Below are 13,860 nucleotides of genomic sequence, written 5' to 3' on the forward strand. Positions count from 1 at the left end.
ATCGGACCCTCGTGCGCCCGGTAGCTGAGGTGGCGGGGCGCGATGCGGAGGACAAGCTCGTCCGCGTCCGACGCGCAGGCGCCTGGACGTCTGGCCCCATGCCCGGCGAGGCGCTCCGGCACGGCCACCTGCCATCGCCCGCCAAAGCCGGCAGTGGCAGCAGCCACGGGGTCAACCCCGGCACGTTCTTCATTGCTCTCCCTGGCAGTCCGGCGACCCGGTTGCGACCCGCCGCGGTCGGTCGCGGCCACCGCAGCGCGTATTGTGCGGCATGCAGCCGGCCACCGGGACCGCGGCGATACGACGTTGCGACTTCGCCCCGGAGATGCCGGCGGCGGGCGGCCGTGGTATTGATCGACCACGCCACGGGATGGCGCATCATCGATCATCGGGAGGCACGCATGGTGCCGGAAGCAGGCGGGGCGCACGCGCCGCTGCAGTGGACAATCGCCGCGCTGGCGTTCGCCGCGCACCTGCTGGTCGCCGCGCGTGCGCTGACCCGCGCCAACCGCACCCCGGCTTCGCGCGCGGCCTGGGTGGCGGTGGTGATGCTGGCACCCGGGGTGGGGATGCTCGCGTACCTGCTGCTGGGCGAGACCAGCATCGGCCGCGCGCGGTTCCACCGGGTGGAGCAGGTGCTGCGACGGATGGGCGCGGCCGCGGCGCCGCCGGCCGCACCGGTCACGGTGGTGGACGGCGCGGTGCCGCTGCTGGAACTGGCGCGCACCATCAACGGCCTGCCGGCGGTGGGGGGCAACCGGGTGCAGCTGCTGGGCGATGAGGGCAGCCCGGCCGATGCGCCCGAGCGCGACTGCCGCCGCGCGCTGGATGCGCTGGTCGCGGATATCGAACAGGCCCGCGAGAGCGTGCACATCGCCGTCTACATCTGGCTCGACGACGGCGCCGGCGGCCGCCTGGCCGACGCGGTGGCCGCCGCCGCGCGACGCGGCGTGGCCTGCCGGGTGATGGTCGATGCGCTGGGCTCGCGTGCCTTCATCGACGGGCCACGCTGGAAACAACTGGCCCAGGCCGGGGTCAGGCAACTCAAGACGCTGGACGACATCCACCGCCTGCAGCACGTGGTGTTCAGCCGCATGGACCTGCGCGACCACCGCAAGATCGTGGTCATCGACAACCGCATCGCCTACTGCGGCAGCCAGAACCTTGCCGATCCCGAGTTCCGGGTGAAGCCGGCGCAGGCGCCGTGGATCGACCTGCTGCTGCGCTGCCAGGGGCCGGTGGTGGCGCAGATCCAGTTCCTGTTCCTCAGCGGCTGGATCCCGGAGACCGGCGAAGCCGGGCTGGAGGGCTATGCCGCCGCAGCGGCGCCGGCATGGCACGAGGACGGCTGCGTGGCCATGGCGTTCGAGACCGGGCCGGTGGCGCGGCACAACGTCATGGCCGACATGTACGTGGCCTGCATCTACGCGGCGCGGCGCGAGCTGGTGATCACCACGCCGTACTTCGTGCCCGATGAATCGATCCTGCGCGCGATCTGCGCGGCACCGCGGCGTGGCGTGCGCACCACGCTGGTGCTGCCGCGGCGCAACGACTCGTGGCTGGTCGGGCAGGCCAGCCGCAGCACCTATGGCGACCTGCTGCGCAGCGGGGTGGAGGTCCACGAGTACCCGCTCGGCCTGCTGCATGCCAAATCCCTGACCGTCGACGGGCAGGTCGCCCTGGTCGGGTCGGCCAACATCGACCGGCGCAGCCTGGAGCTGAATTTCGAGAACAGCCTGCTGGTCGCCGACCCGCGGGTGACGGCGGCGATCCGGCGGCGCCAGGACCGCTACCTGTCGGTGTCCGTGCCGGTGACCGTGCAGCAGGTGCAGGGCTGGTCCTTCGCCACGCGGCTGGTGCAGAACGCGGTGGCGATGATGTCGCCGGTGCTGTGAGCGCGCCGGCCCGCCGGATCAGCTGGCCGGTCGCCCGCGCGCCCGCGCGCGCAGCAGGCCGCGGAACTCGCCGAGCAGGCGCGCATCGACCAGCCGGTTCTTCTCGCGGTTGAGGATGGCCAGGGCATCGTCGGTGTGCAGCGGGCCGCGGTAGGGGCGGCGCGAGGTCAGCGCGTCGTAGCCGTCGGCGATGGTCAGGATGCGCGCCTCCAGCGGGATCTCGTCGCCCTGCAGGCCATGCGGGTAGCCGCTGCCGTCCCAGGCTTCGTGGTGGTGCAGGATCAGCCGCGCCACGGCGGCGGCATCGTCGCGGCCGGTGGCCGCGAACAGGCGCGCGCCGCGCTCGGGATGGGTACGCATCTTCTCCATCCGCGGCTCGTCCAGGCGGCCGGGGTGCAGCAGCACGTCGTCGCGGATGCCGATCTTGCCGACGTCATGGAAACGTGCCGCCAATGCCAGCTGCTCGAGCTGGGTGCCGGACAGCCCGCAGCGCTCGCCAAGGCCATGCGCGAGCAGCGAAACCCGGTCGCAGTGCTGGTCGGTGTAGCTGTCGCGCTCGTCCAGTGCGGCGGCCAGCACGGAGATGCTGCAGCTTTCGTTTTCAGGGGGGATGGACAGGCCCGGGGCCGAGAAAGTCGAAGACATGGAGCGCCGCACCGCAGTGGGAAAACGGCCTGGCCGGGAGGAGGGCGGCTATTGTCCTCGCCGCCCCCGTTCCTGGCAAACCTCTCATCCGCTCACCCCGGGCGCAGGGTGGCCAGCAGTGCGCGGGCGGCGTTGAAGCGGTCCGCGCCTTCCGGCAACGGGTGGCGGATGCGCAGCTTGTCCGGGCCGTCCATCTGGTAGAGCCTGGGTTGCTTCTGGATCAGCTGGATCACCGCCATCGGGTCGATGTCGGGCTTGGCCTCGAACACGATGCGGCCGCCGTTCTCGCCCAGTTCCAGTTTGCGGATGCCCAGCGCGTTGGCCTGCAGCTTGAGCTCGGCGATGGCGAACAGGTGCTTGACCGGATCCGGCAGCAGGCCGAAGCGGTCGATCATCTCCACCTGCAGTTCGCGCAGGGCGGCGCTGTCGCGCGCGCTGGAAATGCGCTTGTACAGGGTCAGGCGCGTATGCACGTCGGGCAGGTAGTCCTCCGGGATCAGCGCCGGCACGTGCAGTTCGACCTCGGCGCCGCGCACTTCCTCGCCGGCGTCCAGGTCGGGCAGCTTGCCGGACCTGATCGAGCGCACCGCCCGCTCCAGCAGTTCGGTGTAGAGGCTGAAGCCGACCTCGGCCATCTGCCCGCTCTGGTCCTCGCCGAGCAGTTCGCCGGCACCGCGGATCTCCAGGTCGTGGGTGGCCAGGGTGAAGCCGGCGCCGAGTTCGTCCATCGAGGCGATGGCATCCAGCCGCTTCTGCGCATCGGGGGTGATCGAGCGCTTGTCCGGCACCACCAGGTACGCATAGGCGCGGTGGTGCGAGCGGCCGACGCGGCCGCGCAGCTGGTGCAGCTGGGCCAGGCCGAAGCGGTCGGCGCGGTTGATGATGATGGTGTTGGCGTTGGGGATGTCGATGCCCGACTCGATGATGGTGCTGGCCAGCAGCACGTTGAAGCGCTGCTTCTGGAAGTCCAGCATCACCTTTTCCAGCTCGCGCTCGGGCATCTGGCCATGGGCCATGCCGATGCGCGCCTCGGGCACCAGTTCGGACAGCTCGCGCTGCATCCGGCCCATGCTTTCCACGTCGTTGTGCAGGAAATACAGCTGGCCGCCGCGCGCGAGTTCGCGCTGGAACGCCTCGCGCAGCTGCGCGTTGTCCCACTGGGTGACGAAGGTCTGCACCGCCAGCCGGTTCGGCGGCGGGGTGGCGATGATCGACAGGTCGCGCAGCCCGGCCATGGCCATGTTCAGCGTGCGCGGGATCGGTGTGGCGGTGAGCGTGAGCAGGTGCACGTTGGCGCGCATGGCCTTGAGCGCTTCCTTCTGGCGCACGCCGAAGCGCTGTTCCTCGTCGACGATGACCAGGCCCAGGTCCTTGAACTTCACGTCCGGCTGCAGCAGGCGGTGGGTGCCGACGATCACGTCGATGCTGCCGTCGGCCACCTTGTCCAGCTCGGCCTTGATCTCCTTGGTGGACTTGAAGCGCGACAGCACTTCGACCTTGAGCGGATAGTCGGCGAAGCGGTCGCGGAAGTTGCGGTAGTGCTGCTCGGCCAGCAGGGTGGTGGGCACCAGCACCGCCACCTGCTTGCCGCCGCTGGCGGCGGCGAAGGCGGCGCGCACCGCCACCTCGGTCTTGCCGAAGCCGACGTCGCCGCAGACCACGCGGTCCATCGGCTGCGACGACTGCAGGTCGCGCAGGGTGGCTTCGATCGCGGCCAGCTGGTCCGGCGTTTCCTCGAACGGGAAGCCGGCGGCGAACGGTTCGTACATGGCGCGGTCGATGTCCAGCGCCAGACCGGCACGGGCCTGGCGCCGGGCCTGGATTTCCAGCAGTTCGGCGGCGACGTCGCGCACCTTCTCGGCGGCCTTGCGCTTGGCCTTGGCCCACTGCTCGCCGCCGAGCGAGTGCAGCGGCGCGGTTTCCGGCGAGGCGCCGGAGTAGCGGCTGATCAGGTGCAGCTGCGCGACCGGCACGTACAGGCGGTCGCCCTTGGCGTACTCGATCTCCAGGAATTCGCCGGGCATGCCGCCGACGTCCATCGCGATCAGCCCGCGGTAGCGGCCGACGCCGTGGTCCTCGTGGACGATGGGCGCGCCTTCGGTCAGCTCGCCGAGGTCGCGGATGATCGCCTCCGGCTCGCGCCCGGCACGGCGGCTGCGGCGCGGCTGGCCGGCGCGTTCGGGGAACAGCTGGCGCTCGGTGAGCACCGCCAGCGGCGGCTCGGCCAGGGCGAAGCCGTCGTCCAGCGGTGCCACGGTGATGGCGAAGCGTGGTGCGTCGGCGGCCAGGAACGCCGGCAGCCCCGGCACCACCGGCGGCCGCAGGTCGGCGGCCTGCAGCACTTCCAGCAGCGCCTCGCGGCGGCCCGGCGAATCGGCGGCAATCAGCACCCGGCCGGGATAATGGTCGAGGAAGGACTTCAGCGCCTGTCCGGCCGGCGCGTCCTTGGCCGCGACCGGCAACGGCGGCAGCGGCTGGTCGCCCAGCGCCTGTGCCTCGGCGATGCGCGGGTGCCCGGCCGGCCACACGTCCACCCGCGGCAGCCGGTTGAACTGCTCGCGCAGGCTGTCCGGCGACTGGTAGATCTCCTCCGGCGGCAGCAGCGGCCGTTCGATGTCGTGGCGGCGCTGTTCGTAGCGGCTGCCGGTCTGTGCCCAGAACGCATCGGCGGCTTCGCCCACGCCGGGCGCGACCACGGTCAGGAAGCCGGCCGGCAGGTAGTCGAACAGGGTCGCGGTGCGCTCGAAGAACAGCGGCAGGAAGTACTCGATGCCCGAGGGCAGCACCCCGGCCTTGAGGTCCTGGTAGAGCGGGCTGCGGCGGGTGTCCACGTCGAAGCGCTCGCGCAGCGTGGCCAGTACCTTCGCCAGGCTGGCCTCGTCCATCGGCACTTCGCGGCCGGGCAGCATCTTCACCGCGGCGACCTTGTCCAGCGAGCGCTGCGATTCGGGGTCGAATTCGCGGATCGAGTCGATGTCCTCGTCCAGCAGTTCGATGCGCAGCGGCGTGTCGGCGCCCATCGGGTAGACATCGAGCAGGCCGCCGCGCACGGCGAAATCGCCCGGGTCCATGACCTGCGGCACGTTGCGGTAGCCGGCGCTTTCCAGGCGGCGCTTCTCCGCGTCCATGTCCAGGCGCTGGCCGACCTGCAGGTCGAAGCTGCCGCCGACGATGTAGCTCAGTGGCGCCAGCCGTTGCAGCAGGGTCTGTACCGGCACCACCACGATGCCGTGGGCGAGCCCGGGCAGGCGGTGCAGCGCGGCCAGGCGCTGGGAAATGATGTCCGGGTGCGGACTGAACTGGTCGTAGGGCAGGGTCTCCCAGTCCGGGAACGGCACCACCGGCAGCGTTGCGTCGTCGCCGAGCAGGGTCTGCAGGTCGGCGACGGCCTGGTGCGCGCCGTGGTTGTCGCGGGTGACCAGCAGCAACGGCCCGGCATGGGCCTGCGCGGCGCGGGCCACGTACCAGGCCAGCGCGCTGGTCGATGCGGGGGCGCGCCACCAGGCGCGGAGCTGGCCTGTGCGGGGCAGCGGCGGAACGGGGTAGGAGGCGTGATGCGGCATGAGACCGCCGATTTTACCGCAGTGCCGGGTGCCGGCCGTCAGCCCCGGACGTCATCGTCACGGTCGATGCTGCCGACCGGCGCATCGACCGGTGCGGCATGGGCCGGCGGCCGCGTAGGCAGCGCGGGTACGCGACCGGCCGGGGGCAGCACCCCCGGTGGCCAGGTGTCGTACCGGCATGCCGTCAGCTGGCCAGTTCCAGCACCATGCGCACCAGGCCCGGGGTGCCGGACGGGTGCGGCACCTGCTTGAAACCCAGCGAGGCGGCCAACTGCAGCATCGGTTCGTTGTCCTGGGCGATGTCGCCGTACATGCGGTCCAGGTACTTGCCGCGTGCCCATTTGACCAGCTTGCGCATCAGTTGCCGGCCCAGGCCCTGGCCGGCAAGGAAGCGGCTGACGAGGATGGCGTACTCGGCGTCGCGGGTGCCGGGGATGATCGAGGCACGCGCCACCGCGCCGACCACGGCTTCGCCCGGCGGCAGCGGCTCGGCCGCGACCAGCGAGATCTCGGTCTTGGGATTGGGATGGGTCAGGCGCTGGGCGGTTTCGTCCGACAACACGTCGACGGCCTGCAGGAAGCGGTCGCGGACTTCTTCCGGTCCGAACAGTGCGAATGCGCCCTGCAGCGGGGCGCCGTCCTCGGGGCGGATGGGGCGGATGAGCAGTTCTCGGCCACTGGGCGCCTTGAAGTTTTCATGCCACGGGGGCATGCGGTTGCGGGTAGCCATGACTTCGGTTCCTCGAGAGTCCGCCGATTCTTGCACCTGTGGCGTGAGGTTCTGTGAACGTGATTCAACCGTGGGAACGCGGCGCTGTCCAGCGCAAGCGTGCTGCGCGGGCCCTGCCGGGCAGGGTCCGTCGTGGCGTGGAGCGCGGTGCCGGGCGCTGTGGCCGCGGCGCTCAATCGCCGTTCTTGATCCACTCCAGCCGTGTCGATGCGCCGGTTTCGCCCAGTTCGCGCTGCAGCACCGGCAAGGCCGGCGCCAGCACCTGGTCGAACTGCCAGGGCGGGTTGAGCAGCAGCATGCCGCTGCCGTTCAGGCGCAGCGGCGAATCGTCCGGGCGCACCATCAGTTCGGCCACCAGTGCCGATTTCGCCGGCAGCGCGGCGGCCTTGCGGAAGAAGGGCAGCAGGCTGCGGCGCTGCTTGATCGGGTACCACACCGCGCACTGGGCCTGTGGCATGCGCGTCAGGATCTCGCGCAGGGTGGCGATGATCTGCGGGTACTCGGCGTCCTGCACCTCGTAGGGCGGATCGACCAGCACCAGCGCGCGGCCGATCTTCGCGGCGCCGGCTTTGGGTGGCAGCAGGGCGCGGATGCTGTCGTAGCCGTTGGCGGCCAGCACCTGCACGCGGCGGTCGCGGGCGAACAGTTCCTTCAGCGCCGCGGCCTCCTCCGGCTGCAGTTCGCAGGCGGCCAGCCGGTCCTGCTCGCGCATGGCCTGGGCGGCCAGCAGCGGCGAGCCGGGGTAGGCGATCAACCCGCCCACCGGATTGTTGGCCTGGATCGCGCGCAGGTAGCGTTCGACCACGTCCGGCAGGGTCGGCGAGGCCATCAGCTGCAGGATGCCTTCGTCGGCCTCGGCGGTCTTGCGGCTTTCCTCGGCCGACAGCAGGTAGCGGCCGCGGCCGGCATGGGTGTCGAGCACGAAGAACGGCGCGTCCTTGCGCTTGAGCGCATCGATCAGCGCGAGCAGGACGATGTGCTTGAGCACGTCGGCGTGGTTGCCGGCATGGAAGGCGTGGCGGTAGTTCATCGGTGCAGTGTACGGGTGCCGCCCGGGGGCGGCTATGCTGGCGGCATGTCCGAACAGCCCGCCCAGGTGCTCGTCGTCGAAGACGAGGCCGCCATCGCCGATACCGTCCTGTATGCGCTGCGCAGCGAGGGCCATGCCGCCGAGCACTGCGCGCTGGGGCGGCTGGCGCTGGAACGGGTGCGCGCCGGCGGCATCGACGTGGTGGTGCTGGACGTGGGCCTGCCCGACCTGGGCGGCTTCGAGGTCTGCCGCCAGCTCCGTACCTTCAGCCAGGTGCCGGTGATCTTCCTCACCGCGCGCAACGACGAATTCGACCGGGTGCTGGGCCTGGAGCTGGGCGCGGACGACTACGTCGGCAAGCCGTTCTCGCCGCGCGAGCTGGTGGCGCGGGTGCGCGCACGGCTGCGGCGCCCGGCGCAGGCGCTGCCGGCCGAGGCCGGCTGGGTGCTGCAGGGCGCGTTCGCGATCGACCGCGAGGGCCGGCGGGTGCGCTACCGCGAGGCGCTGCTGGACCTGACCCGCTACGAGTACGCGCTGCTGGCGGCGCTGCTGCAGCGGCCGGGGGCGATCCTCAGCCGCGCGCAGCTGATGGAGCGCGGCTGGGACCATGCCAGCGACAGCGCCGACCGTACGGTGGATACGCACGTCAAGACATTGCGCGCCAAGCTGCGCGCGGCCGGGGCGGAGGATGACCCGATCCGTACGCATAGGGGCGTGGGGTATGCGCTGGATGTCTGACATCGCCGTGAGCCTGGCGCAGGCGATGCGACCGCCTTTGAGGCCCGTCTCCCTGCGGGGCGGGAAGGCATGGCTGGCGCACCGCTGGCGCGGGTGCCTTGAAGTACCTGCGCCGCTGGCATGGGGTGGGGCAGGGAGCGCAAGTCGGGTTGAGCGGCGGTGGCGTCGGGATGAAGCAAGAGCTTTCGCTCCCGCTTCGCGTGAGCGGGTTGCTTTTCCTTGCCCGTGCAAAGAAAAGGTAACCCAAAGAAAGCACGCCCTGCCTCCGTGCCCGACGCGCTGCGCGCACCGGGTCCACTCCGCCGGGGTTTTTCGACGAGACATCCATGTCTCGTCGAAAAACGATGTGCTCGCCCGCTTCGCGATCGAGTCCGGGGCAGGCGCCGCCAGGCGCCTGCCCGTCCGGCGGGGCGAAGCAGTGCTTCGCCTTTTTCCGCCGAACCCATGCACGTCGCCCTTCGGGTCTTTTCCGTCGGCTCCGGCGGCTCCGTCGCTACGGCAGGGAGCCCGGAAGATCAACGGCCACAGCAACGGCAAGGTCACGAGCTGCAGCAGGTTTGACCATGTGGGGTGGGCGTGCGCCTCGGCCTGAAGCTCTTCCTCGGCTTCTTCCTGATCGTCGGCATCGCCGCGTTCTTCGTGATGCGGGTGTTCGTCGACGAGGTCAAGCCGGGCGTGCGCCAGGCGATGGAGTCCACCCTGGTCGATTCGGCCAACGTGCTGGCGGTGATGGCCGCGCCGGACCTGAAGGCCGGGCGCATCGCCGATGGCCGCTTCGCCGCGCACATGGCGACCGCGCAGCGGCGCGACCCGCGGGCGATGGTGTGGCGTTTCCCCAAGCGCAGCATCGATTACCGGGTCACGGTGACCGATGCCCGCGGCATCGTCGTCTACGATTCGCGCGGGCAGGACGTGGGCCGCGACAACTCGCGCTGGAACGATGTCTACCGCACCCTGCGCGGCCAGTACGGCGCGCGTTCCAGCCCGGGCGCGCCGGGCGATGCGGACAGCACCGTCATGCACGTGGCGGCGCCGGTCTACGATCCGGATGACGGCCGTACCCTGATCGGGGTGCTGACCCTGGCCCAGCCCAACGACAGCATCGATCCGTTCATCACCGCCAGCCAGCGCGCCATCGTCGCGCGCGGCGCGTGGCTGATCGGCTCGGCGGCGCTGATCGGGCTGCTGATGACCTGGTGGCTGGCGCGCGGCATCGGCAGCCTGAGCCGCTATGCCAAGGCGGTCAGCGCCGGCGAGCCGGTGCCGCCGCCGAAACCGCGCGGCGACGAGATCGGCGACCTCGGCCAGGCCCTGGAGACCATGCGCCGCAAGCTCGAAGGCAAGGCCTATGTCGAGCAGTACGTGCAGTCGCTCACCCATGAAATGAAGAGCCCGCTGGCGGCGATCCGCGGTGCCGCCGAGTTGCTGCAGGAGCCCCTGCCCGAAGCCGACCGGCAGCGCTTCGCGGCCAACATCGCGCAGCAGGAACGGCGCCTGACCGAAACCATCGACCAGCTGCTGCGGCTGGCCGAGGTGGAGCAGCATGGCTGGCTGCAGCGGCGCACCGTGGTGGACCTGTCGATGCTGTGCCGGCAGCTCGCCGAGGACGCGGCGCCACGCCTGCAGGCGGCGCACCTGTCGCTGCACTGCGAGCTGCCCGGGCACGCCAACGTGCAGGGCGATGCGTTCCTGCTGCGGCAGGCGCTGGACAACCTGCTGGACAACGCCATCGCGTTCTCGCCGGAGGGCGGGCGGATCGGGTTGCGGCTGGAGGCCGGGCAGGGCGGCTGGGAGGTGGTGCTGTCCGACCAGGGGCCAGGGGTGCCCGATTACGCGCTGGAGCGGGTGTTCGAGCGCTTCTATTCGCTGGCCCGTCCCGGCAGCGGCCAGCGCAGTTCAGGGCTGGGCCTGCCGTTCGTGGCCGAGGTCGCGCGCCTGCACGGCGGCCACGCGTGCCTGCGCAACGGCCCGGCCGGCGGTGCGCAGGCCACCCTGTGGCTGCCGTCCGCCTAGGCCGGCACGCGCCGGGCGGAGCTACTCAATCGGCCAGCGCCGGATGGTCTGCGCGCGGCCGGTCCAGGTGGTAGCCCTGCACCATGTCCACGCCCATCGCGCGCAGCATCTGCAGCGTTGCCTCGTCCTCGACGAACTCGGCCACGGTCAGCTTGCCCATGCCGTGCGCCACTTCGATGATGGCGCGCACGAACACCTGGTTGTCGCGCTCGCTGGGCAGGTCGCGGATGAACATGCCGTCGATCTTGAGCACGTCGGCCTGCAGGTTCTTGAGGTAGGCGAACGAGGAGAAGCCGGTGCCGAAGTCGTCCAGGCAGATCGGGCAGCCGGTGTCGCGCAGCGCGGCGATGAAGCGCGCCGCGTCGCCCATGTCCGAGACCGCCGAGGTTTCGGTCAGTTCCACCAGCAGGCGCCGCGGGGCGACGTGCTGCTGGCGCAGCTGGCCACCGATCCATGCCGGCAGCTCGGGATCGTCGAACGAGCGCCCGGAAATGTTGACGGCGATGGCCGGCAGGTTGGGGTGCGTGGCCAGCAGGCTGATGCTGCGGCCGATCACCCAGCGGTCGATCTCCAGGATCTTGCCGCTCTTTTCGGCAGGTTCGATGAACTGCGCCGGCATGATCAGCTGGCCCGGGTTGGCCTCGTCCTCCATGCGGATCAGCGCTTCCAGGTGCGCCAGGCGGCCGTCGGCGGCATGGTGCACGCCCTGGAAATGCAGGCGCAGCAGGTCGTTCTCCAGTGCGTGCGCGATGCGGTCGTTCCAGGCCAGCCGGGTCGCCATCTCGCGCGAGCTGTCGCGGTCCGGGCGATACACGTTCCAGCGGTTCTTGCCGGTGTGCTTGGCCTGGTACATCGCCGCGTCGGCGTGGGCCACTAGGTCCTCGGCATTGTCGGCATGGGCGGGGAAGTGGGCGATGCCCAGGCTGGTGGTCAGGCGCACGGTGTGTTCGTGCAGGCACAGCGGCGTCTGCGCGATCCGCAGCACGATGCGTTCGGCCAGGTGCTGGGCATCGTCCAGGCTCGCATGCGGCATCAGCACGGCGAACTCGTCGCCGCCGAGCCGGAACAGGGTCTCGCCGCTGCGCACCAGGGTACGGATCTCGACCGCCATGCGGTTGAGCACCGAGTCGCCGGCGCGATGGCCGAAGGTGTCGTTGATGTACTTGAATTCGTCCAGGTCGAAGAACAGCAGCGCGGCCTGGCTGGGAATGCGTTCGGCGGCGTGGAAGAAGCGCGCCAGCTCGTCCTCGAAGCGGCGCCGGTTGTACAGGCTGGTCAACGGGTCGTGCTGCGCCAGCCGCACCAGCTGCTCGGCGGTCTGGCGCTCGTGGGTGACGTCTTCCTGCACCCACAGCCGGCCGATGAAGTGTTCCTGCGCGTCGCGCACCGGGTAGGCGTCGTGCATGACGATGCGACCGTCGTGCAGGCGGATCTCCAGCCGCTTGTGCAGTTCGGGCGAGACCGTGGCCTCGTCCATGTGCCGGCGGAACTCCTGCGGGTCGATCATCAGCCGCTGCGACGCGTCCAGCCACTGCCCGGTGGTTTTGCCGACCACGCTGGTGCCCTCCGGGAAATCCCACATGGCCAGGAAGGCGGCATTGCAGTAGGTGGCGCGGTTCTCGTGGCCGACGAACAGGATGCCCAGGTTCATCGCGCCGAGCAGGGCCAGCAGGCGCGCACGTTCCTCCTCCAGCCGGGTCATGAACTGGCGGCGTTCGTCGATCTCGGTCTGCAGTGCCTGTGCATGCGCGAACTGCAGGGCACGCTGCTGCACCAGCTCCTCGACCATGTCGTCGAACGCATCGGCCAGGTGCCCCAGCTCGTCGTTGCCCTGCATCGCGATCGGCCTGGGTTCGCGGCCCTGGCTCAACTCGTCCACCGCCTGGGTCAGGCGCGTGAGCGGTACCGCGAACAGCAGGCCGACCCGCCGGCGCAGCAGCCACATCGCCGGCAGCAGGCCGAGGATGCCGAAGCTGGACACCGCCAGCAGGCCCCACATCAGCACCCGGTCCACCCGTGCCTGCGGCAGCAGGAACACCTGGTACCAGCCCGGGCCGTGGATCTTCGACCATGCCACCCAGTGGCTGCCATCCGGCGAGCGGCCCACGCCGTGGTCGCCGCGGCCATAGGCGATCATCCCGTGCACCTGGGCCAGCAGCGGGTCGTCGAGCGCGGACAGCTGCAGCTGGCCGTCGGCGGCGGCGATGCGCCGGCTGAGCTGCGGGTGCGCGATCAGCGCACCGTCAGCGGCCATGACCAGCTGCACGCCGGCGCTGTCGTTCGTGGTGGTCCGGTCGATCAGGCTCTGCACCAGCACGTCGTGGCCGAGGGTGCCGACCCATCGCCCCTGCCAGTCCAGCGGCTTGATCACCGACACCATCCAGGTATCGGCCTGCCGGTCCAGGTAGACCGGTGTCCAGAACACCTTGCGCTGCGGGTTGCGCCGCGGGTCCGAGCCGCGCATGGTCGGGTAGCCGGCGTTGGTGGCGCTGGCATCGGCGTTGCTGCCCCAGTCCATGCCGTGCGCGTAGACCATCAGGCCGTCTTCGACGAAGTCCATGTAGACCGAGAAGAACGGCGGCACCAGCGCCGGGCCCTGCTCGCGCAGCAGGTCGTAGGCGACCACCGCGCGCATCCTTGCCGAGGCATCCAGGCCCTGCGGCGGCTGGTGCAGGTACAGGGTGGGCGCGCGCTCGGGATCCACCTGCCCGGGCTGCAGCCGCCACAGGCCGTCGGGACTGCGCGCGAACAGCGTATCGAAGCGTGCCAGCGCGGCCTGCCGGTCGGCATGGTCAAGCCGCCACAGCAGTTCCCGCTGCAGGCGCTGCACACTCCGTTCGGCCTGCAGGAACTGGCCCTCGCTGGCCTTTGCACGCAGGTCGACGCTGCGCTGCGCCACCACCGGCACCACCCGGTCGGTGATCACCCGCATCGCCAGGTAGCCGAATGCGCAAAGCAGCAGCAGGAGGGCGAGGAACAGGCCCCATATGCTCAGGGACAGCCGGTGGATCAGCGAAGTACGCGACCTGGCATGCAGCACGTAGGGTTCCTTCGGGGAATGGCGGCGCAGCCAGAGGGGGCCGGGCGGCGGGGCAGCGCGGATTCATACTATGTCGCGGCCCGTGTCCGCAACCGGCCGTGGCCGCCGGCGCGGGGTGGTCGCCACGGGGCGCTTCACGCCCACTTCAAATTCGCCACAAACCCCGCCCACCCGCTGCCGCCACGCTGTACCCGTTTCCACACGAG

8 protein-coding genes are annotated in these 13,860 nt (G+C 70.6%); 3 read left to right on the forward strand and 5 right to left on the reverse strand.

The features are described from left to right. Window positions 1-401 precede the first annotated feature (401 nt). On the forward strand, window positions 402-1,895 hold the full coding sequence (locus ABB33_RS12640) for a phospholipase D-like domain-containing protein (protein WP_056932364.1): 1,494 nt from the start codon (window positions 402-404) through the stop codon (window positions 1,893-1,895). Between the two features lie 18 nt (window positions 1,896-1,913). On the opposite strand, the gene ABB33_RS12645 is transcribed toward ABB33_RS12640, so the two are convergent. From ABB33_RS12645 to ABB33_RS12660, 4 genes are all read right to left on the reverse strand, one after another. After that, complete coding sequence (locus ABB33_RS12645; protein WP_056932347.1) at window positions 1,914-2,540, reverse strand: HD-GYP domain-containing protein; 627 nt, start codon at window positions 2,538-2,540, stop codon at window positions 1,914-1,916. A gap of 92 nt (window positions 2,541-2,632) precedes the next feature. Next, window positions 2,633-6,103, reverse strand: a complete 3,471-nt coding sequence (mfd, locus tag ABB33_RS12650; protein WP_056932348.1) for a transcription-repair coupling factor — start codon at window positions 6,101-6,103, stop codon at window positions 2,633-2,635. A gap of 184 nt (window positions 6,104-6,287) precedes the next feature. Then, window positions 6,288-6,833: a GNAT family N-acetyltransferase gene (locus ABB33_RS12655; protein WP_054664133.1), complete on the reverse strand. Its 546-nt coding sequence runs from the start codon at window positions 6,831-6,833 to the stop codon at window positions 6,288-6,290. Between the two features lie 172 nt (window positions 6,834-7,005). Further along, window positions 7,006-7,863 (reverse strand): 23S rRNA (adenine(2030)-N(6))-methyltransferase RlmJ, encoded by an 858-nt coding sequence (locus ABB33_RS12660; RefSeq protein WP_056932349.1) that lies wholly within the window; start codon window positions 7,861-7,863, stop codon window positions 7,006-7,008. A 45-nt stretch (window positions 7,864-7,908) separates the two neighbouring features. On the opposite strand from ABB33_RS12660, the gene creB reads away from it, so the two are divergent. After that, entirely contained in the window at window positions 7,909-8,601 is a 693-nt protein-coding gene (creB, locus tag ABB33_RS12665; RefSeq protein WP_056932350.1) for a two-component system response regulator CreB, read from the forward strand. Window positions 8,602-9,177: 576 nt separating this feature from the next. Then, on the forward strand, window positions 9,178-10,614 hold the full coding sequence (gene creC, locus ABB33_RS12670) for a two-component system sensor histidine kinase CreC (RefSeq protein ID WP_056932365.1): 1,437 nt from the start codon (window positions 9,178-9,180) through the stop codon (window positions 10,612-10,614). Between the two features lie 25 nt (window positions 10,615-10,639). Here creC and ABB33_RS12675 read toward each other — a convergent pair whose 3' ends face one another. Continuing rightward, the gene (locus ABB33_RS12675) at window positions 10,640-13,654 is read right to left on the reverse strand and encodes a bifunctional diguanylate cyclase/phosphodiesterase (RefSeq protein ID WP_056932351.1); all 3,015 of its coding nucleotides are present in this window, start codon (window positions 13,652-13,654) and stop codon (window positions 10,640-10,642) included. Window positions 13,655-13,860: the final 206 nt, after the last annotated feature.

It is taken from the genome of Stenotrophomonas acidaminiphila, from assembly GCF_001431595.1.
Lineage (GTDB): Bacteria > Pseudomonadota > Gammaproteobacteria > Xanthomonadales > Xanthomonadaceae > Stenotrophomonas > Stenotrophomonas acidaminiphila.